Origin of the sequence: Nostoc sp. JL23, from assembly GCF_017115065.1 — a bacterium.
Lineage (GTDB): Bacteria > Cyanobacteriota > Cyanobacteriia > Cyanobacteriales > Nostocaceae > Nostoc > Nostoc punctiforme_A.
On sequence record NZ_JABXKN010000048.1, the window covers coordinates 1 to 21,434 of the forward strand.

The 21,434-nt window shown below is 41.6% G+C and carries 13 protein-coding genes, 2 pseudogenes and 1 CRISPR repeat array; of the genes and pseudogenes, 5 read left to right on the plus strand and 10 right to left on the minus strand.

Translation table 11 applies throughout. The features are described 5' to 3' along the window. Both HWQ42_RS09580 and HWQ42_RS09585 read left to right on the plus strand, forming a co-directional pair. Nucleotides 1-307: pseudogene (locus HWQ42_RS09580) on the plus strand (hypothetical protein); the annotation flags it as partial. 499 nt (nt 308-806) lie between these two features. Next, the gene (locus HWQ42_RS09585) at nt 807-2,129 is read left to right on the plus strand and encodes a serine hydrolase (RefSeq protein ID WP_292811324.1); all 1,323 of its coding nucleotides are present in this window, start codon (nt 807-809) and stop codon (nt 2,127-2,129) included. A 289-nt stretch (nt 2,130-2,418) separates the two neighbouring features. Here HWQ42_RS09585 and HWQ42_RS09590 read toward each other — a convergent pair whose 3' ends face one another. Then, nucleotides 2,419-4,560: a cytochrome c peroxidase gene (locus tag HWQ42_RS09590; RefSeq protein ID WP_292811326.1), complete on the minus strand. Its 2,142-nt coding sequence runs from the start codon at nt 4,558-4,560 to the stop codon at nt 2,419-2,421. 297 nt (nt 4,561-4,857) lie between these two features. On the opposite strand from HWQ42_RS09590, the pseudogene HWQ42_RS09595 reads away from it, so the two are divergent. Then, nucleotides 4,858-4,991 (plus strand): annotated as a pseudogene (locus HWQ42_RS09595) (EamA family transporter); the annotation flags it as partial. 100 nt (nt 4,992-5,091) lie between these two features. On the opposite strand, the gene HWQ42_RS09600 reads toward HWQ42_RS09595, so the two are convergent. The 3 genes from HWQ42_RS09600 to HWQ42_RS09610 all read right to left on the minus strand — a co-directional run bounded on the left by HWQ42_RS09600 (nt 5,092) and on the right by HWQ42_RS09610 (nt 8,264). Further along, nucleotides 5,092-5,976, minus strand: coding sequence for a hypothetical protein (locus HWQ42_RS09600; RefSeq protein ID WP_292728845.1), 885 nt, complete (start codon nt 5,974-5,976; stop codon nt 5,092-5,094). Nucleotides 5,977-6,045: 69 nt separating this feature from the next. Continuing rightward, complete coding sequence (locus tag HWQ42_RS09605) at nt 6,046-6,639, minus strand: DUF1517 domain-containing protein (RefSeq protein WP_292811328.1); 594 nt, start codon at nt 6,637-6,639, stop codon at nt 6,046-6,048. A 62-nt stretch (nt 6,640-6,701) separates the two neighbouring features. Further along, on the minus strand, nt 6,702-8,264 hold the full coding sequence (locus HWQ42_RS09610; RefSeq protein WP_292811549.1) for a pentapeptide repeat-containing protein: 1,563 nt from the start codon (nt 8,262-8,264) through the stop codon (nt 6,702-6,704). Nucleotides 8,265-8,334: 70 nt separating this feature from the next. On the opposite strand from HWQ42_RS09610, the gene HWQ42_RS09615 reads away from it, so the two are divergent. Together HWQ42_RS09615 and HWQ42_RS09620 are read left to right on the plus strand one after the other, a co-directional pair. Beyond that, a complete protein-coding gene (locus tag HWQ42_RS09615) occupies nt 8,335-9,171 on the plus strand; it encodes a prephenate/arogenate dehydrogenase (RefSeq protein ID WP_292811551.1) in 837 nt (278 codons plus the stop codon). 348 nt (nt 9,172-9,519) lie between these two features. Beyond that, complete coding sequence (locus HWQ42_RS09620) at nt 9,520-9,816, plus strand: hypothetical protein (protein ID WP_292728838.1); 297 nt, start codon at nt 9,520-9,522, stop codon at nt 9,814-9,816. 394 nt (nt 9,817-10,210) lie between these two features. Then, a CRISPR array of direct repeats spans nt 10,211-11,036; the repeat unit is 33 nt; unit sequence ATTGCAATTCATCAAAATCCCTATTAGGGATTG. A 274-nt stretch (nt 11,037-11,310) separates the two neighbouring features. Here HWQ42_RS09620 and hetF read toward each other — a convergent pair. The 6 genes from hetF to HWQ42_RS09650 form a co-directional block, all read right to left on the minus strand. Next, nucleotides 11,311-13,836, minus strand: a complete 2,526-nt coding sequence (gene hetF / locus HWQ42_RS09625; protein WP_292811331.1) for a cell division protein HetF — start codon at nt 13,834-13,836, stop codon at nt 11,311-11,313. Nucleotides 13,837-15,284: 1,448 nt separating this feature from the next. Beyond that, nucleotides 15,285-15,548, minus strand: a complete 264-nt coding sequence (locus tag HWQ42_RS09630; protein ID WP_292811333.1) for a hypothetical protein — start codon at nt 15,546-15,548, stop codon at nt 15,285-15,287. Between the two features lie 245 nt (nt 15,549-15,793). Next, on the minus strand, nt 15,794-16,549 hold the full coding sequence (locus HWQ42_RS09635; RefSeq protein ID WP_292811334.1) for an FHA domain-containing protein: 756 nt from the start codon (nt 16,547-16,549) through the stop codon (nt 15,794-15,796). A gap of 696 nt (nt 16,550-17,245) precedes the next feature. Next, complete coding sequence (locus HWQ42_RS09640) at nt 17,246-18,841, minus strand: serine/threonine-protein kinase (RefSeq protein WP_292811336.1); 1,596 nt, start codon at nt 18,839-18,841, stop codon at nt 17,246-17,248. 470 nt (nt 18,842-19,311) lie between these two features. Beyond that, nucleotides 19,312-20,142: a phytoene/squalene synthase family protein gene (locus HWQ42_RS09645; protein WP_292728820.1), complete on the minus strand. Its 831-nt coding sequence runs from the start codon at nt 20,140-20,142 to the stop codon at nt 19,312-19,314. Between the two features lie 833 nt (nt 20,143-20,975). Beyond that, the gene (locus HWQ42_RS09650) at nt 20,976-21,419 is read right to left on the minus strand and encodes a thioesterase family protein (protein WP_292811338.1); all 444 of its coding nucleotides are present in this window, start codon (nt 21,417-21,419) and stop codon (nt 20,976-20,978) included. Nucleotides 21,420-21,434 lie beyond the last annotated feature (15 nt).

Below are 21,434 nucleotides of genomic sequence, written 5' to 3' on the forward strand. Positions count from 1 at the left end.
GTTCGCCGAAATAGCAAATGCGTTCGCCGAAATAGCAAATGAGTTCGCCGAAATAGCAAATGCGATCGCCGAAATAACAAATGCGATCGCCGAAATAACAAATGCGAGCGCCGAAATAACAAATGCGAGCGCCGAAATAACAAATATAGCGGTTCTCAATTGCGTGAAATACAGACCTAACCCCCAGCCGCTTCCGTTCGCACACCGTCTCGTTGGCACAGCCTCTTGTAGAGAAAGAGAGGGAAGGGGAGTAAGCCTCAAAGGAGAGAGGTCAAAATGTATTGCATCCAAACAAGAAGCGCTATAACCCTCTTCTGTCACTCTTATTCTGAAAAAGATATTTTAGCAGTCGTTAGCTAGTAAAGAGTTGGGAATAGGAAAAAGTTTTCCTTATGCCCAGATGCTCTGCTTGCCCAATTCAAAAAAAATTGACTCCTGTAAGTATTGTGGGTTGGACATCTTGTCCGCCCTTGTTTATTATGGGCGCTCGTGTCGCCCACCCCACAAGTAGTAGTAATTTATTTATTGCTAATCCCTAAGCTGGAAACATAATTAATCCTTCGCTCGTCCTTCCGCTAGATTAACAATTTCTGTTGTTGTCAATTCACACACAAATTAAACTGTCAGCAATTTACTTTTAATTAAGTAATGATGATTTATCGTGCTTATCTAATTCCAAACCTCATCTGGTAAAAATAACTCAACGGGATTTATGACTTTTTCTCCGGAAGTTCAGCACAGTCATCAGAAAACAATCTAAGTAAACCTGATTAGTTACTCCTTACTTGCACACCCACATTTACAACATGAAATCACATCTACTGGCGATTGGTTTAAGCAGTTTGGTTCTAGTTGCAGGACAAGCTAAAGCCTCACAATTACAGTCTTGGTACTATGATTCTAGCCAAAATCAATTAGACCTAACTACCACTTCGGGAATAGAACCAAAAGCCTTTTTATTAGATAATCCTAATCGATTAGTGATTGACTTACCTGGAACTAATTTTAATTCCGATACTGTCAAACGAAGTTTTGGTAAGGCAGTGAAAGAAATTCGCCTCGGCAAACCAGACTCTCAAACCACTCGTTTTGTCGTCGAGTTAGCTCCTGGTTATGATGTTACTTCCCAAAATATATCAGTTAAAGGAGATTCCCGTTCTCATTGGAGTTTCAAATTCAATTCATTTAACCGCCAAAATAATCCCCTTGTTGGAGAAAATCGAGAAGATATTGCCATCAGATCCACGGACGCATCGACATTTGCTGGAGTTGTCAATCTTGGTCAAGAGATGGCTGGGATTACTTCTCAGATTCGCACTTTGTTAGCAAGTTATAAAACATTGAATCCGGGAATATTTTTCTTAGATTTAGATACAGGAAACTATATAGATATTAATGGCGAAAAAAGATTTGCTGCTGCCAGTACAATCAAATTTCCTTTATTAGTGGCTCTTTTCCAAGAAATAGATGCAGGTAGAATTAAACTCACCGATAAATTAGTGATGCGGCGCGATTTAAAGGTTGGCGAATCTGGAATTATGCAATACAAACCCATCGGCACTAAATTTAGTGTCTTGGAAACTGCTACCTTGATGATGACAATCAGCGATAATACCGCCACAAATCTAGTTCTCGATCGCTTGGGTGGTGCAGCAAAAGTTAGTCAACGTTTTCGTAGCTGGGGATTGCAAAATACAGCACTTCGGAATCTCCTTCCAGACATCGGTGGCACAAATACAACTAGTTCCAAAGATTTAGTCAGGTTGGCGGCGTTAGTTTCTAATAATCGTTTGTTATCCCCAACTAGCCGCAATCAAGTTTTAGGCATTATGCGCCGTGTCAAAACCAATAGTTTACTACCAGCAGGTATCGGTCAAGGAGCAACCATCGCCCACAAAACTGGTACATTGAGATTTATCATTGGTGATGCGGGTATTATTCAAATGCCCAACGGCAAAAGCTATTTAGCAGGTGTTTTGGTACAAAGACCAAACTACGATCGCAGAGCCGGAGATTTTGTCCGTGAAGTTTCCAGAAGAGTCTATAATTACCTAGACAATACCAAAGTTAGCAACATACAACCAATACTTGGCGATGCCTCCGGCGGGCTACGCCTACGCACTCGTTAATTAAGCGATCGTAACTACTAGTCCACCACATCAATTTTGAAGAGTGCTGTTAGCGATAGTGGGGCGTTTAGCCCGTGCTGAGTATTGAGTAATTTACTCTAAGCCAAGGTACTCACTACTCAGCATTGAGTAAGGTGAATAAGTTCGTAGTAAGGACTTTAGTCCTTGGCTTGAGGGCTTTAGCCCTCACTACGAACTCCGCAATTGCACCAAATCGTAAAAATAGGGACGTACATTTGTACATCCCTACATATCTATCTGTATTCAGGTATTTCGTCGTGAAATGAGATTAACTCAGGAAATTTGGTGTACCACTATTACCACTCCTACCAACAGCAGGAATTTCCACTGTGTCATCTTTAGCTTTACCAGTACCGTCATTGACAACGTAATTAGTGTTACCCACATGTCCATTAGGGATAAACAATTGTGGATGGTCAAAGGGCGCTTTATCAAATCGAACTCGGTCATCAGTCAGTCCTTTTAAAAAGGCGACCAATTCCTGTTTTTCTACTGGTGAAAGATTTAGCGGCGGAAGTACTCCAAAATCACCACCCCGATTATAAAAATCAATCACTTGCTCTAGAGTCGCCTGACCTCCATTGTGGAAGTAGGGAGCAGTGAGTTCGACATTGCGAAGTCCAGGTGCTTTGAAAGCTCCGGTTGCAAACACAGTTTCACTGGAATTCAACGGTGGACTAAGAGTTGGGGGGTTTTCGCCCAGGAGATCCTTAAATTTACCCAACTGAGCCAATCGTGCCTCTGAAAGCGGATTACTACCCGGCAAACCGTCATGACCACCCAAACCAGGGTCGTCTGTGGGCGGTCTGACACCGATATTGAAGAAACCATTGTCTTCAGGGGAGTTTGGAGGGAACGGCGCACGTTTGATTCGTCCGTCTTTAGCCACGCTGCTTACTGAAGCCGTGGTTAATTCTAATCCGCTGTGGCAACCAATACACAGACCTTTGCCCTCAAACAGTCCTTTTCCTCGTTGCTGCTGCGCGGTTAAGGCACTGGTGTTTCCTTCCAAGTAGCGATCGTAGGGCGTATCATTGGCAATGAGTGTAGACTCATACAATTGAATTGCCAGCCCAAAGAATAACGAGAAGTTGTACTCTAGCAATGTATACTCATTAGTCTGCAACGAGCGATCGGGCTTCTTGACAAAAGTCCGTCTACCTTCAGAGTCAACTTGGATGAGTCGATTAGACTTCCACCACTCCGGCTTGAAGGCATCTTCAATCATCTGAGTGTAGGTTCTATCTTTAATTCCAGGTTTAGGCGATCTACTATCTTTACCTAAAACGCTGTCTTGTGGATGAACAAGCTGTTTACCTAGTGGTCTAAGAGGTAATAACTTTTTCGCTAGTTTTCGGGGGAGCTTTTTACCCTTACCAACGCTGAGGGATCTTCTGTCAATTCGCCCGAACTTATCACCAATTTCTTGAAAAGTGCGACCATCTGCGGACGATTCAAAGGAACTGAGTGGCGGCCCAACCGCTTGGGATGCCAAAGACGAATTCTTCAGGCTAACTTTCACAAATTCTAGACTATTTGGGGTTACTGCCTTGACAACAGCAGCATTTGGATCTCTTAAACCGAAGGGATTCACCCCATTAAAGATGTTTTGTGCCCTTCCGTCCCAAAAGTTGCGGAAGTTGAATGCGGCATTTATTACAGTTGGCGTGTTACGCGGCTCGACACGTCGCACATTGATACCTCCCACGTTAAACACCGGATCTGGCTCGGTTGTAACTTTGTCTTCTGCATTCCCAGGTGTGACATCCACAAACTTCGTATTGAAGATCCCCTGAGAAGAACTGACATCGTTACGGTCAGATACAATAGTCGTAGGATCGTTTGGGTTTGACAGCTTGTGGAAGGGAAAATCTTCTGGTTTGAGCTGATAGTTTGGTAGTCCGCCAACATTAAAAACTGAATCTGGATTCTCTGTACCATCGGCGTTGACCCGCAAAAGCCCAGGAGCAATCTGATTTTTGGATCTATTGTCAGCTCCCGCGTGGAAGTGACAACTAGCACAGGAGGTCTTTCCATCGCTCCCAACCTGCATATCCCAAAAAAGAGTCTTTCCTAACTTGATTGCAGCTGTTTTGTCTTTTACGAAGTCTCCAAGATTGTCAGGTTCTGGAACCGATACGCTCTTGAGCGAAACTGGAGGCGGGCCTGTAACCTTTGCTGATACAGTATTTCCGGCTATTACTGCTGCCAGAATAATGGCAGCAATTGTTGTAGTCCTTGAAAATCTCGATCTTAAGTAATTAGGTTTGCCATATCTGAATTTCCACTCTTGCCGCTTTATTTTTGTCACCAAAGATTTGAGCAAAAATCGACCTCTTGAGGTCAGCAATAAGTAACTTGATAAGGCAGTCGTAAAGATTACTAAGCTGATTATGGGTATAATCCCCATAGTTGTATTATAAAGTAACACCGAGATAAAGTATACATTTACGAGGAAGTTTGAAATTTAAGATTAATGTAAAATGAACACGCAAATTAAAAATTTTACGTGAACACAAAAAAAACCTCTTCGGGCTACGAATAATAAATTGAGTTAGATAAATTGATTATCTTATATTGAATTTGCATTAACTAAACTATTAATATATTTTGTCGATAAGAGTTTGATAAAATGTTTAGATATTTAAATTATATATAACTTACTTATCAGTCCTACTTTTTGGCTATTTTAATGTTAGTACATTAAATTTCTGGTCGGTGGCGCTTAGGGCTAACGTTATCGCTGTTGACAGTGTTTGGGGAATTTTATCTATTGCTCTTGCAGTAACTCTACAAGTGCTTGATGTCTATACCGTTATTTGGTTTCGTTTTTTAGTATCAATTAAAGAGAAGCCGGAGGTATAACTTATTCCCCTCCGGCTTCTTTATGTACAATCTACCTTTACTTGTTAGGCAGTCTATTTATTAAACTTGGAATTGATTAACGGCGTCTGCTGCCAAAACCACTTGAGCGGCGGGGTGCTGTACTACGCCCACTACCAAAACCACTGCCAGAATTGCGTCTAGGTGAAGTGGCTCTACCAGAGGGTTGCAATGTGCTACCACCAAAACCAGAACCAGAAGGACGGTTATTACCTGTAGTGCTACGCGGTGTATTGCGTATATTTGTATTTCCAGGATATGACCTTCTAATTGTTCCTGTATTGCGGAACGCAGTCCGATTTGTTACGGCTGCTGGTGGCGCATTATAGCGAGTTTGGTAGTTTTGAACTGCTTGACCATAGCTTCCGCCATATCCTCCGAAGCCACTTAATCCTTGTCCTGATTGATAGACAGGGGGTACATAATATTGGGGTCTAAACAACATACTGCCAATTGCCTGTCCCGCCAAGCTACCAGCGACAGACCCAGCAAATGGTGCCCAGAAGCTATTTTCTCGACGGACTACAACCGTCTCTTGTTGTCCTGTTTGGGGATTGGTTTTATTCTCGGTAACGTTGTGGACGTACTCAAGTTTAAAGTCTTCCGTCAGATATAAAATCGGTTGTCCTTTTTCTACCTTCAGATAGGTTTTTTTACCCTCCTTAATTTGATCGTCAGTTAACCGCGCCATTTGCAAATTTTCAGTTGAAAAGGTTGGAGGCTTATTGTTTAGTAAAAACAGGTTGTACTCACCAGTTGCATCGTCATAAGTCGCTTGTTGTATTTGATACTCCCCATCACTCAACTTTGTATTAGTAGAAGTTTGGCTAACGTTCTTAGCTGGAGGAGTACTTTGGTTCTCGCCACCACAAGCAACAGTTGTGATACACAAACTCAGAGCTAAAAAAACGGCTGTAAATTTACGTACTATGGTCATGATCATTGGATTATTGTCCTATCTCTGAGCTTAACAATTTATCATCTGAGTAGTAAGTACGGACTACCCAACAGATTACAAAGGAATTAATTCTGGGTAATATTGCAACAGTTGGTCGCTAGTAAGTTCATCGCCTAACTGTGCTGGGGAGAAATGTACTTGGATTGCCTTTAATCTATGTTTATAATGCAAATTGATCAATGCTTTCAATCCTTCTTTTAGCGCCTGAACGTTAGAAAGATCGGTTTCCAAATCTGGTACTTCTCCTTCATAAGCTACTGTAATCATCACAATGATGTTGCGGGTTACAGGTATAGATAAAGGTTCATTCAATCCAGAGTCAGAACTGTAATTTGGTTCGCTGAGATATCTTTCGGCAGAGTCAGTAAATAATTCATTCACATAATCCCCCGCCTCGCCCTCATTAAAAAATACGTCACCTTCGTTAGCAGCAGAAAGCCAATATTCATCGTATTGCAGTAGGGTTTGGCTGATTTCTACCAATCCTTCTCCTAAAACTTCTAAATCGCCATCGGCATCGATCGCATCCCGTCCAGCACTATTCAATACTCCCAAAATTGGCGCTACTTCGCCTCCCCCTAAGTGCAGAAATAGGCGAAACACTACATAGCGAGTTCGACCAATCATTTTATTAAAGGTATCGCGCATTTTTTCCTCCAAAATTTTGTTTTTTGTTATTTGTCATTTGGTCAGATGTCTATGCCCTATAACTAATGACTAATATAATGAAATCCTTTGACAAAATCTATAATTATATCTAATGAAGGTAATATATTTTTTGTTGAATCACTGGACATATCATAAGCTGAAGCATTGAGGACAGAACGATTAATAAATCTTTTCCCAAAGTTGGGATGGTCATAAAGAATCAAAGTGTGGGCGCTGGAATTCGTTAAAACTATTTGGGTTGGGGCTTTACAAAAATTTAACTTTGCAGCTACTTCGATATTTTTTTTCGTCTGTTTAATTGTTGTAGCCTGATTTATAGCTTGTTCTAAAAGAGTATTTAATTGTTTTACTATATGAGGCAATTTGAAGTCTTGATTTGCAACAACTTCACTGTTAATCATTTCCACAATGCTAGAAATATTCTTTTGGGTAGATGCTGCATCTAGAAAGGGAAGAATGACAATGTAAGCAGTGAGAAATAATGCTTCGTCACTATCTACATGAAAGGTGAAAATAGTTCGGCGACGACCACTTTCGATGCTTGGAGGTTGTTTCAGCCCTCGATATTCTTGAGCAATTTGGTAGTAAGCGCCTGCGATCGCAAAATTGGCTTCGTGTTCTAGGGCTGCATCAACAATAATCCGAATTGTTGGCGGTGTTTCATTAAAAAAATCTCGTGACTCTTCAGAATGGAAGTTTTGGACAATGGAGCGATCGCCATTTGGGCTAAGATCGACCCATTCACAAACCATACCTTCAGTCTTTAAACCAAACCTGGAAGTGGCATAAAGCTTGGCTCCAGTTAAAGTTGCTCCAGTTAAGTCAGCACCGATCCATTCTGCTCTAATTAATTTTGCCTGAGTTAAATTGGCGTGGACTAAACTTGTATTTGTTAAATTGGCATTGCTTAAATCTGCGCCGCTCAAATCTGCCCCGCTCAATTTTGCGCCGCTCAAATCAGCCCACCGGAGATTTGCACCACTCAAATCTGCCCATCGAAGATTTGCACCACTCAAATCTGCCCCGCTCAAATTAGCATGGCTGAAATTAACTTGTCTGAGTTCGGTATCTCGCAAATTTGCACCGCTCAAATCAGAACGACTGAGATCACTGGCGTTTAAGTTAGCCATCTCCAAGTTGGCTCCGGTTAAGGAAGCACCTCTCAAGATCGTCTCACTCAAGTTAGCGTGACGGAGATTCGCTTGGCGGAGTGTCGCCTCTCGCAAATCAGCACTGGTGAGATTGGCCTCCAATAAGTCAGCGCGACTGAGGTCAGCGCGAACTAACTCGGCGCGGATTAATGACGCTCCTCTAAGTTGAGCGCGACTGAGATCCGCTCGAATCAAGTTAGCGACATTGAGACTAGCGTTGTTGAGGATCGCGCTGCATAGATTCGCACCACTCAGTCTGGCTATATTCAGCTTGGCATTGCTCAAATTAGCTTCACTCAGATTCGCGCCACTCAGGTTGACTATACTCAAATTAGCACCGCTCAGATTTATGCCACTGAGTTTTACTCCACTCAGATTGGCTTCTGGGAAGTCAACACCACTAAAGTTTAAGACTCCTGCTGCGTATTGTTCCAGTAATTCCTCTACAGTCATCGATGCTACCCCTTGGATGCCAACTTTAATAGTTGGTAAAGTCATAAAAAACGGAATGTCAAAATCAAAAATGAATATTGGGATTTTAGGATTGGGACTGATTGGCGGATCTTTGGGCTTTGATTTGCGATCGCAAGGACATCATATCTTAGGAGTTAGTCGCCGTGAAGCTACCTGTCAAAAGGCAGTTACCTTCGGCAGTGTTGATGAAGCATCAGTCGATTTGAGCCTGTTAGCAGCCGCAGAAGTTGTATTTATTTGTACACCTCTAGCCCTTATTGTGCCCCAATTTGAACAGTTAATCGCTCATTTGCCTACCGCTACAGTCGTTACTGATGTCGGTTCGGCGAAAGCACAGATAGTCAAGGATATTACTCCCCTTTGGGATAATTTTATTGGTGGTCATCCAATGGCGGGCAGAACAGACAGTGGGATAGAAGCTGCACAGCGAGATTTATTTGTTGATAAACCTTATGTATTAACACCGATAACGACAACACCAACTAGTGCAATTACAGTTGTGGAAGAAATTGTGCGATCGCTCGGAGCTAATATCTATTATTGTCAACCAGAACAACATGACCGCGCTGTGAGTTGGATTTCCCATTTACCGGTGATGGTCAGTTCCTCGTTGATTGCTGCTTGTTTGAGCGAAACTGACCCCGATGTTTTGCAATTAGCCCAAAAGTTAGCTAGTTCAGGTTTTCGGGATACTAGTCGTGTGGGTGGCGGGAATCCAGAGTTGGGCGTAATGATGGCGCGGTATAATCGTCAAGCATTACTGCGATCGCTGCAACAATATCGTCAAAACCTCGATGAGTTGACTAACTTAATTGAGCAAGAAAATTGGGCAGTTTTAGAGGAAAAGTTCAAATCAAGGCAACAAGCACGACCTGATTTTGTTTAATAGTTGTCGGGTGCGTTTAGCTATCAGTAACGCACCCATTTTTTAATTTAGTGAGTTAATTGATAAACAGAATTCAGAATTCAGAATTCAGGAGTCAGAATCAATCATTCGGCGATTTCGACCCGCGACTGATTCAAGACCACGAAATCTATGATTTGATGGGGTCTTAAACCCGGTTATTCATCCACCAGTCATACAAAATTCATTCTGTTAGCGGATAGCTAAGGTTTAGCCCATTCTGGCTCCTGACTCCTGAATCCTGTTCGATAAAATCTTTAAAAATGCTACTCGACAGTCTGACAGTCACCAAACCGATGTACCATACAGATAAATTTACAAAAATCAACAATGGTAGAACGTCCAATTAAGAAATCGGAACGTCAGTCTCAAGGAAGCACTGACAGCAATTCCGAAAATTCGGATTCTGTAACCCCTATTGAATCCAACCCCAAAAGCTCAAAACCGAGCCGCGATCGCTCGTCTGACAAAGGAAAAAAAGGATCGTCATATAGGGATGAAGGCAGACAACCAGTGAATCCTGCACTAGCGCGTGGCCCAAAACCCGTTAAACCTCCAGCCCCCAAAGTTACAACAGAAGAACTTGAAACCGAATCAGAATCTATCTCTGAGGAATCTCAAGACTAACATTACAAGTTTTGCGTGTGATGTGGGAGGCTATAAGTATATAAAGACTGGGATTTCTGGCTCCGAAGACAGCGATCGCGCCCCCCATCACCATTAGATTATTTTTAGCGATCGCATATCTCACAGAGTTTCTGTATGTCAAATGCGCGAATGGGTAGGTGTACAAATTCCACACCCCCAAAAAATTGCTTCTATCTCAATACCAGCAAGCATTTCACCCCACTCATGACCCAATTATCATCCGCGCAATCTCTGAAATGCTTACAAAAACTAGGATGTCAGCCTTTAACTTTTCCCGGCACTCTTCCCAAAGGAATTCTCTAATGCTATGATTGCTCCAGAATCGCGCAACCGCACCTTGAAAACTAAATACAGCTTGGCTTCCGGGCTTGCGATTGCAATTCATCAAAATCCCTATTAGGGATTGGAACATTGAAACCGTAAGGTATAACTGTAGGCATTTGATATTGCAATTCATCAAAATCCCTATTAGGGATTGGAACAAGCCTGACAAATGATGAAATCTGATGAATACTTAGATTGCAATTCATCAAAATCCCTATTAGGGATTGGAACTTTAACAGTTTTGAACGGAAGGACTAAATGCAACATATTGCAATTCATCAAAATCCCTATTAGGGATTGGAACCCTGCCGATGTCCAGACTGCTGTAGATAATACTAATTGCAATTCATCAAAGTCCCTATTAGGGATTGGAACCTCAATGAGCGAGGATGTAATGAACTTTTTTAATATTGCAATTCATCAAAATCCCTATTAGGGATTGGAACACCTAATAGCATCTTTTTGGCTCCCTTTGTTTCATTGCAATTCATCAAAATCCCTATTAGGGATTGAAACTTGGCGGTAGGGGAGCCAGCAACAGTGATTGATAATTGCAATTCATCAAAATCCCTATTAGGGATTGAAACCGCAAAAGTAAAAGCGGCGCAACATTTATTAACGAATTGCAATTCATCAAAATCCCTATTAGGGATTGAAACCAGCATTAACTACGTTTGACACGGTGATATTTATCGTATTGCAATTCATCAAAATCCCTATTAGGGATTGAAACAATTCCCTCCTTTTTTTTATTAGGAGATTTGAAATTGCAATTCATCAAAATCCCTATTAGGGATTGAAACGTTAAGGTAACAGGAAAGATACTAAAGCCTGTTGAATTGCAATTCATCAAAATCCCTATTAGGGATTGAAACGCTTGTTTAGCTTTTGGCTATATCCTAAATAACGAAAAATTTAGCAATTAAAATTACTTTAACTAATCTGCTTTTGCCATTTTACGATCGCCTCCTCTTCTGGGTCAAAAATAATTAGGGACTTCCAGTTAAAAAAGATCCCATCCCTGCGGGACGCTCCGCGAACTTAAGGGCGCAAGGACTTGCGCCCCTACTAGAAATAATTTCAGATAATTTATTTTTTGCAAGTCCCTTAACATTTACTAATTAAAAGCGATCGCGCCACCACAATATATTACTGTTCTTCGCCTTTTTCCTGAAGGAGCGATCGCCAATCTTCCATCGCCTTCTCCGTCCACAGCCAATTTTTAGTTAATTTATCTACCTGGAAATTTTCTCGATCGGACTTGAGAACCGTTTGCCGCAACTTGATCGCTTCATTCAGATATTGCGTCTGCTTACCATTAGATTGACTAAGTGCAGATTTATACAGTCCAAGAGCTAAACCAGCATAAGAAGTTAAAGCATCTTGAGGAACAGCTGTATTTCTGGATGTTGAATTTGTGTTCTGTTCTTTGAGAGCTAAATTCAAAGCCTTGAACCAAGAATCATTGGCGCGATTCAGATTGCCTTCTGTGTAGTAGGCAAATCCCAAAGCGTTATTATATAAAAGCGATTCGGGTTTAGCTTTGGCAGCAGTTTCCCAATAACGGCGGGCATCATCGACGCTATAGTTATTGTCTCCAGTTTGGATAGACTGCCACGCCAATCGTCCCTTGTAAAAGTTTACAGATGGATCGTCAGCTTGTTTACTGGGAATTAGTTTTAAGGAAGTTTCAGCCGCAGCCAGTGCGCCCCGATTGAGTAGTTCTTCTACAGCCAATAACCCACCTTGCAAATCACCCTGGCTCAATTTTTCCGTAGCAGTCGCGGTGACAATCCCAGTTGCTTCTATTCCTAAATCGATGTTCGGCTGCTTTTGAATCGGTCGAGAATCAGGTAGAGACTGGGCGGGAATTTCTGATATTTTAGGCAATGCTTGGGGGCGATTTTGCCACCACCAATTTAAACCGATCGCAGCGGCGATCGCACTGATCCCCACAACACCCACAATCGGCCACATCTGGCGGCGACGGGTACGATTTCTTGGTGGAGGTGGTTGCGATTGCGAAAAATTAGAATTTCGCCAATTCTCTTCAAGGTTTCCAGGAGTCGGAAGTGGCGGTGGTGGAACTTCTCCCCACAAATCTGCTGACTCTTCTGAGGAAGTCATTTCCTCTGAAATCTGGCTTTGGTGAAGACTATTTTCGCGAATTTGTTGATCCGGTTCAGTTGCAAGTTTTTGGTTATCTAACTGACGAAACAAATCCGAAACTATCGCAGAATCTTCTTCATAGCTTGGGTCATCATACTCAATTTCATCAACCAGATCGCCCCAAGTATCTTCACCCAGCCAGTCCAACCCAGAAGAGTCACGCGTCAAACCAGTAGGAATCATATCCTCCATTCCTAAAGGCATCTCGCTATCATCAGGCATACCAGGGTACATCGTGGAAGTTACCCCTAAAGGCGAACTATACTGATTCAGCGACTCCCTACTTGCGGATACCTCAGTTTCCTGACTCAGAAAACCGTCAAATTCTGGCTGAAGATATAAAATCGGTAATGCCCAGTACATCTGGTGAGAACCATAGGCAGAAATTAATCCTTGGCGCACCCGACTTACACACAAATCTACTGGATATCCCTGACTTAAGTTGCGGTAAAACAATTGTGTGAGCGTCAACGCCACTTCATCAGGAATCCTTTCTGACATCGCCAAAACGCTTCTAATTCCGCGCTTAACGAGACTTTCTGCTAAGTTTCGTTCGCCAGTATCTCCAGAGGGATTGGACGCCGCTGTGTACGCGCCCAAGCAGGAATTAAACACTGCCATTTGGATGTTATTGTTGACAAGCAAACCTGCCAAATCGTCCCCAGTCAAGATTTCCGTTAAGCCAGTTCTGCGACTAACAAGATAAATTTCTCCGCCATTTCCACCTAAGTTACTATGACCAGAGTAGTGGAGAACGTGGTATCTGCCTTGTTCTAGGGCTTGCGTCAGTTCTTCGCGTCCTGGTTGGTCTAATACAGTGAGTTCAATTTCGGGGAAACGATTGCGACTTTCACCAGGTCGTGACGTTTGACGGTGAAGTTCAGCTTGCAGTTTAATTGCTTCTTGCTTCTGTAAGTCAAGACGGACTTGATCTGAGGGAGAAGCAATTACCATTAATACTTTGACACCACCTTGTTCTAGGGGTGTGGGCATATTTTGCGTAGGCGTAGCCCCCCGCAGGGATCGCAAAGGAGAAGCCCCCAAAATTCCACTTTGGAAGCGAGAAAAAGCCACATAAGGCCCAGTAGCCAGAGGGCGATCGCCTGCGTGCATTACTTCCCAAGGCAAACGAGCTAATCTAGTGTCTTTTAGCCCCAAACGTAACCGTAGTACTTGTTGATGGTTCTGGGCAATACCTTGGGCAGTAATCCAACTATCTCTGAGAGTGCCTTGAAATAGCGCGTTATAAAATTGTTGACCCAACGCCACCAAATTCACAGAGTTTCTGGCGATATCGCTTTCATGTCCACCAGAGGTAAATGGATCTCCTTGCAACACTGAATTCAACGGGTCATTCATCAAATGCCCAGCAGCCATCAACCAATCAGCTATAGGCCAAGTCACCAATTCTTCTGCCAATGGTACCCCAGGCGCTACTTGTTCCGTCCGCACCAAGTAGTCATTTTGTCCTACAGGAGTTACCGAAATGTGGAATTCCTGGGTCACAGTTTCTCCTGTCCGCCTCCTAAATCTGGTTTGAAACGCGAAAGTTTCAAGTCGATTTTTCGCTTCCTCTGATAATTTAGATGCATCGCGCCCCTGAATGTTTCTGATTCGGATGTCGTTTTGGTTTTTCTGCCTCTACAACTTTATCCGGATCGGATTACCTGGGTCTAGAACACTTAATTGGTAGATGCACCTTGATCTTCAACTCCCCTAGTTGGCTAACACCCACTGGGGGTTTTTTTATTTTTGGCAAACAACAGCAACTTCTGACGCAGATATTCTCTACCAGAAAATAGTGCTTAATCCTAGAATACTTGATTAATAGATAGATGTCCCTCGATCTTTAACTTCCCTAATTGAGTTAATATCCACTTTTATTTTTTTTACACACGACAACAATCAATTTTCTAATAAATTTATCCGGAGCATGGTGGTTAAACCTAGAACATTTAAGTGGTAGATGCACCCTGATAACTAACTCCCCTGATTGGCTAATGCCGACTGGGGGTTTTTTTATGAAAATTGAGTGCTATCGATTAACCTTGACACACCCATTTTGTAAAGCAGCGCACCGATCGTTTAATTGGTAGGTCTGTCCTGATAACTAACCCCTCTGAGGTTTTTCTTTGATCGACAAACAGTAACAACTTCAACCTCTGCTAATTTATCCGGTAGCGACCCATTTATTTTAGAAAAGATTATTGGTAGATGCACCCTGATAACTCACTCCCCTGGTTGGTTACACCCACTGGGGGTTTTTTCTAGTTGCGTCACCGATAACGAACGCGAATGCGTCTCGTAGAAAAATATTAGCAACTCTTTTCCTCTCAGAGAAGCTACGCGTAGCTTGCTTCTCCATAAAGGTACGAGTGTCACAGTCCGTTATAGACATCGCCATCAACCCTAATTTAGTGCATTTTTCCCGGAAGATGCTGGCTGCCCCTAGAAAACATTATTGGTAGATGCACCCTGATAACTCACTCCCCTAGTAGGCTAACACCGACTGGGGGTTTTTTTTATTAAAAAAAATAACTGACCCTGATAACTCACTCCCCTGATAGGTTAACACCGACTGGGAGTTTTTTCTACTAGTTGCGCTACCAATAGCGATCGCGAGTGCGTCTCGGAGATAAGTGCTAGCAAGTCTTTTCCTCTCACAGAAACTACGCCTAGCTTGCTTCTTCATAGAGGTACGAGCGTCACAGTCCGTTATAGACATCGCCATCAACCCTAATTTAGTTCATTTTTCCCGGAAGATACTGGCTGCCCCTAGAAAACATTATTGGTAGATGCACCCTGATAACTCACTCTCCTAGTAGGTTAACACCCACTGGGGGTTTTTTTATTTAAAAATAACTGACCTTTGTACAAATTTATCCGGAGTATGGTCTTCAAGCTGAGAACACTTAATTGGTAGATGCACCCTGATAACTAACTCCCCTAGTAGGTTAAAACCCACTGGGGGTTTTTTTATTTAAAATAACTGACCTTTGTACAAATTTATCCGGAGTATGGTCTTCAAGCTGAGAACACTTAATTGGTAGATGCACCCTGATAACTAACTCCCCTAGTAGGTTAACACCGACTGGGGTTTTTTTTGCCGTAGACGCATAGCGGTGAGCCACATAACTGGAGTAAATCACTATCACTGCTCTTGTTGCTACTGTTGGTAGACCTTGAGTATCCTCCTGCTGCCAGGAAGGATAGAGCATAACTTACTCACTCAATCCCTGAATCGCTTTCTTTTTATTGTGAGCTAGAGATGCCACTCCAAAATGATTGCTATGATATTTAATCACATTCTTAATTTTTTTTATATATTTTGACGAATTCCCTTTTAACTTTCCCTATTTATCTGCCTGTCTGCCTCAGCAAATCTTACCTTCTTACTCAGCACAGACTAACAGACTAAATGTCACGCTACCGCTAACAGCACTCCTGAAGCAATTGAAAACTGCTAGAAGTTCCAAGTTTTTAGCTGGTTGGGATTAGACGGTAATTGTGTGGTAAACAGGCGGTCTAAAATTTCTGATTTCTGTTCTGAACTGAAGTTGTCATAAAAATTGTCATGCTTCTCAACTATTCCAAAATTTCTGAAAGCCTCTAAATTAGAATCTGGTTTTTCAATTAGAGTTTTTTGTCTATTCTGGGAATAAGTAAGTATGTCTACTGTATGATTATTCTTTCGATGCACAAGCTGCATCAATAAATCTATTGCAACAGTTGGCAGAACGCGGCAGGTATAAGTCACGAAAAAATCAAAAGTCATATTTCCTAGACGGATGCGATCGCCATCTTTGAGCTTGATCGGCCTAACAGCGCGATTACCATTCACAAACGAGCCATTGGTACTGTTGAAATCAATTAAGTAAAAACCTTGCTCGTCAATATGCTGAATAGCAGCGTGGCGACGAGACAGATGATTGTCAGCAATGCAAATACCACTGGTGCGATTACGACCTATCGTCCAGATTTGTTGTGGCTGTCGTAAACTCTGAGTCTGATTGTCGCCCAAGTTAGTCATCAAATAAACAGCAGCATTATCCACTACACCATGTACGTAACCCGCCTTGACTCTCCTCAACGACGGTTGAGATAGGTTTTCTAGCTGAAGAATTTCATCTAGAAGGCTGCTGTGGTGTTCATACAACTTGAGGAATACTTGATATAAAGTTAATCGCCGTTCTATTTCTGTTTGTGCAAAGTCAGTCATTATACGTAAACCTTATACTACCGGATTTCGGTTGTAATATACATCTCCAGCCGACAATCAGGGATAATTGATTTTTTGCTTTTTGCTGTCATCTGAAAAATTTAGTGGTTTCGGATCATTCGATTTTACAAATTTTAGGTTTGATATTCCCTGTTCTTTGTAAACATAAAAAGCATGTAAATACCTTTAGAAAATTATTATGATACTTTATTGTTTATTGTAAATAATCATTTGTTATTTGTAACAGATAAAAATCATAAAGATTTCATAAAGAATTAACAATCATCTGCGTATTTTTGCTAGATATTTGGATATTTCTTAATATTAGTGCGAGTGATGGCTATCGCTCAACCTAAGTATTATACATATTTGGTCAACTCTGAATAAATCAGAAGTTTTTATCGAGAAGAATTAAGGCTAATTTTCCTAGATATAAGAAAGATAAAGTTCAGCTTTGTGATTCTTATAAAATAAGTGTTTTAAAATTTTTAATAAAAATGGATAACTTAAAAGCAGGGAGGTTAAAGCTATTCTCCTAATCTAAAATAATTGATTTCAATAAAAAGGATTCATCCGTCAGGATAATCTAGAATCTAATATAGGAATTCGGATAGAACTACGGCGACAAGAGAGACTATTCCCGATGAATTGGGAAACTCCATCCGTCTATAGGTTAGGGTAGTTCACACTTTAAAATCACAACAAGCCTCGTTTGCCATTGGGGCGCACGGTCATCCAATTTGTTTTTGCTAGTGCTAGCTGCTCATCGGAAACTTTGGCACTGGTGAGATTAGCACCACACAGATTAGCTCCTCGGAGGTTAGCATTGCTGAGATAAGCATTGCTAAGGTCTGCACCTCGTAGGTCTGCTCCTTCTAAATCAGCATGGTTAAAGTATGCTTTGCTCAAATTAGCATCCTTAAGATTTGCTCGAGTAAGACTGGCTCTACCAAAGTCACTATTGTGAAGATTAGCGCCCTGAAGATTGGTTTTTTGCAACTGAGCAGAATGGAAATTTGTTTGAGATAAATCAGCACCTTGCAGATTTAGCAAATTTAAATTGTGTAAGGCAAAATCTCGTCTTCCCTTCAGATAAGCTGTTAATAAACCTTGGGTATCTAACTTCCGCCCAACTTTAGAATTTTGAGCTTGTGAACCATTGCTATTGCTACTGAAAGTCGTTGATTTGGCCATCCCAGAACCTTGGTGCGATCCCGCAGCTTCCGCTGCCTTGGCTCGTCTAGCACGAATCGCTGCCGCTACCTGTGCCACTCCAGTGCTGGTAGCAGCAGGGTTGTTACATAAAACAGCAGAATTTTCCAGGTGATTATGTGTTCGCTCTTTAGATCCATTATCAGATTTAATCAGCAAACCCTTTGCTAAACTATCTAAGTATGGTTCTATTTCCAATGCTCTGAGAACTTCTGCCGCTGACTGATAGCGATTACGTACAGACACCTCTAACATTTTTCGCAACACATTTCTTAAGTGATCGCTCACTTGCACAAGCTGCTCCCACATCATCTCGCCAGTGTTGGGATTGTAATCTAAATCTTTAGGAGTTTTGCTAGTCAGTAAATAAATGCATGTTACCCCCAAAGCATAAATATCACTGGCATAGACTGGACGCATAGCCATTTGCTCTGGAGGTGCAAAACCAGGAGTACCAATTGCATACGCAGTTAATGCTGTCTGTCCTGATGGACCTGTCGCACCTTGGCTGATTTGGTTTTTGACGGCACCAAAGTCGATAAGTACCATTCTGGCATCTTGAGTGCGGCGGATTAAGTTGGCTGGCTTGATATCACGGTGAATCACCTTTTGATCGTGGATGTATTGCAACAGTGGCAAAGTCTCGCTCAAAAACTGCTTGACTCCGGTTTCGCTCAAGATGCCGTTAAGTTTGACCTCCTCTTGCAAGGTGTCACCACTGATATATTCTTGAACCAAGTAGAATTGCTCATGATCTTCAAAATAGTCTAACAATCTTGGTACTTGGGGATGATTGCCAATCTTACCTAGAGTTTTGGCTTCTCGTTCAAAGAGTTCTCTGGCCATCTGTAAAACGTGTGGGGCGCTTCCTGATGGGCGTAATTGTTTGATTACGCAACTCGGTTCTCCTGGTAAGCCTTGATCGTTGGCTAGGAAGGTCGCCCCAAAGCCACCCTGACCTAATGGTTTGATCACCTGATAGCGATCGCGCAACAGTAGTTGCGAGCCACAAGACTGACACCTTTGGCTATACACCAAATTTTCTGGATTGGAACAGGTAGGATTTAAGCAGTAGCTCATGCACTCTCAACTCGCTGCACGAATAATCACGGGGAGTGTTATACTCCCTTTCAATTATTTAGACATTAATCAACTCTTGCCAGGTAATTTTTGCTGGAAATCCTTTGAAGAGTTCCTAAAGTTTAACTGAGATTACCTAAAGCGATCGCTAAACAAGATTATTTATTATACTTACACTGGCAAATACTGTTTATGCTACTTTCTACCAATTTGTAATTCCTAATGACGCTCTCTCAAGGCTTGTGACGTGTATCGTGCTGTTGCCCCATTGAGAAAATCAGCTTTAATCTGGTTGTTTGTATAGGAGAATTGGTATTTAAAGATATTGGAGGGCAGTGCCCAACGCCAGTTACTATATTTGGGGAAACCCCAAGACGGGACTGGCTACCCTACAGAAAACCGCTGTAGGATTTTGGATGCCCAAATTTGGAGGCAATTTAGAATCATCTCCATTAGTCGTTAAGAGATTATTAACTAGCTTTCATGTTCACACTAATCAGCTGTTCGATAAGTGCAAAAACATCACTGCGACTGAGTTTCTCTTTACCATTAGCAAGGGCGTCAAGAGTGCCGTTTGCTAAGGTAAAGGGGATTTGACAAAAATCTAAGGCTGGCCCCGTAGGAAGGTCTTTGATATAAGCTTCGGCTAGGCCTAGATTGCGCCGGGCATACTCTTGCATATTTTCTGCGCTCCAACCTTCTGGGAAAAATTCTACCCCACGCCCCAAATCTTCATTGTGGTTACGCAGGATATTAACTGCTTGTAAACCCCGACCAAAACCAATCGCCTGGGTACGGTTCGTTTGTGTTCCATCATACCAAGTCCACAAGTCAGAAAGTAACAGTCCCACTGCACCTGCAACTCCAAAGGTATAACGATCTAAATCAGATTCCGTATAAATTTTCCAGTTTTTTTCTGCCCAATAAGCCATCCGGTCTGCCATTGCAGCAGTGGCATCCCAAATTCGAGGTGCAATGGTGTCTGGTGCTAGCAGTGACCATTCTCTAATCCTCAAAGTGACTTCTTCTAATGAATTCTCATACCCACTAAATCCCGCAAAGAAAGCATCTACCGCAAAGCCATCAACTCCTGCCTGTAATGTCAGGCTAATGGTTCTTAACAGCTTTGCTTTAGTAGCGTTATCTAGTTCGGGATGATCTTCAATTTCATCAATGGCACGCATACACAAATATGCTGATGCTACTGCTTCTTGCAATCCTGGCGGTAAAAGACTAATTGGGATATAAAAAGTTCGGCTAGTTTCTTTGAGGATTTGCAATGCATCTCTACGTAAATTCATGTTTTCACTCCCCACTTGATTTTTGCACCACATGAAGTTTGCAGTTTTTTGATGATACTGGATATAGTTTTGACTAAACCTTAAAAACTATAGACTATAAGATAGGCTAGTATTTCATCTAAAAATTGATAGTTTTTGGTGTTGCAATTAACAAAACTCTCAAATTGATCAAAGTCTAGTCTAGTATAGAGGTTTTTGGGTGCAAAAGTGTTTGAAGTGTCGTTTAATATAGCTTTCATAAACTTTTAGTATAGATATAAATAATTATGGTAATATTTGGTTAGATATGACCAAATATTACCATAAGCAAACATCCATTTTAGGGATTTAAAATTACTTGAAGTCTGCGTTAATCTGACTAACAAAGTGTAATTATTGTATATATAAAGACAAGTCTGGAAAAGCTGACAACGGATAACAGCATTTGTACATACCTTTGGATGGGTACAGTGGTTTACCGAAGAGTTAGGGTCAGTTAAATTGGACGACATAATAATGCTGCAATGCCTAAGTTGGACTATACCTAATGGATTGGAGTCAGAACCACCTTGCTGTTCAAAGTGACATAAAGTGACCAAAATTCAAAACAAGAAGTTCCCGTATATTTACGAAATTGGCAATAAAAGGGAAAATTCATACCTTTACCCTTTACCCCCTTACCCTTTTCCCCACTTCTGCAAGAAGTGCGAATGAGAGGACACCTCCCCATCTGCTCTTCGCAAGGGGGTTATTTCGCGTATTCATCAAGAATCGGTGTTATAGTCCAAATTATGTTTATAAACAAACCGAACGGTCTGTTTATATTCAAAAAAATATCGAAGTATTCCTAATTATTAAATTTTCTGAATCCCTTGTTGATACTGTAAATATTTTTTCTGTAATTCTTCTGGAATGGGAATAAGACGATTATTTTGCAGACTGACAAAACCACCCTTCTGGCTAGCCACTGCTGCTAACTCATTGTTAGATAAAATTTCAGCTTGCACAGTCCACTTTAAGCGTCCTAAACCACTCAGCCATAAACGTCCAATCACTTGATCAATAATCTTTATTGGACGTTTATACTCAATTTCAGTCCCAGCTATAATCGGTGTATATCCTTGCTCAATTTGTTGATTGAGTTGCCAATGTTCATCTAAAAACTTTAGACGTAAATCCTCTAACCATCTTATATACACGATATTACTCACAATTCCCATAAAATCAATGTCGTATGTTTTTACAGGAATTGCTAATACTACTTCTAATGGTCTGTGTAAGTTTTTATTTACTAGCATTATTTCTTTTGATAT

What these genes read in the sequence shown, in the direction of transcription:
- HWQ42_RS09585 (WP_292811324.1), top strand. Translation starts at nt 807, where the DNA reads ATGAAATCACATCTACTGGCGATTGGTTTAAGCAGTTTGGTTCTAGTT.
- HWQ42_RS09590 (WP_292811326.1), bottom strand. Translation starts at nt 4,560, where the DNA reads ATGGGGATTATACCCATAATCAGCTTAGTAATCTTTACGACTGCCTTA.
- HWQ42_RS09600 (WP_292728845.1), bottom strand. Translation starts at nt 5,976, where the DNA reads ATGATCATGACCATAGTACGTAAATTTACAGCCGTTTTTTTAGCTCTG.
- HWQ42_RS09605 (WP_292811328.1), bottom strand. Translation starts at nt 6,639, where the DNA reads ATGCGCGATACCTTTAATAAAATGATTGGTCGAACTCGCTATGTAGTG.
- HWQ42_RS09610 (WP_292811549.1), bottom strand. Translation starts at nt 8,264, where the DNA reads ATGACTGTAGAGGAATTACTGGAACAATACGCAGCAGGAGTCTTAAAC.
- HWQ42_RS09615 (WP_292811551.1), top strand. Translation starts at nt 8,335, where the DNA reads ATGAATATTGGGATTTTAGGATTGGGACTGATTGGCGGATCTTTGGGC.
- HWQ42_RS09620 (WP_292728838.1), top strand. Translation starts at nt 9,520, where the DNA reads ATGGTAGAACGTCCAATTAAGAAATCGGAACGTCAGTCTCAAGGAAGC.
- HWQ42_RS09630 (WP_292811333.1), bottom strand. Translation starts at nt 15,548, where the DNA reads ATGCTCTATCCTTCCTGGCAGCAGGAGGATACTCAAGGTCTACCAACA.
- HWQ42_RS09635 (WP_292811334.1), bottom strand. Translation starts at nt 16,549, where the DNA reads ATGACTGACTTTGCACAAACAGAAATAGAACGGCGATTAACTTTATAT.
- HWQ42_RS09640 (WP_292811336.1), bottom strand. Translation starts at nt 18,841, where the DNA reads ATGAGCTACTGCTTAAATCCTACCTGTTCCAATCCAGAAAATTTGGTG.
- HWQ42_RS09645 (WP_292728820.1), bottom strand. Translation starts at nt 20,142, where the DNA reads ATGAATTTACGTAGAGATGCATTGCAAATCCTCAAAGAAACTAGCCGA.
- HWQ42_RS09650 (WP_292811338.1), bottom strand. Translation starts at nt 21,419, where the DNA reads ATGCTAGTAAATAAAAACTTACACAGACCATTAGAAGTAGTATTAGCA.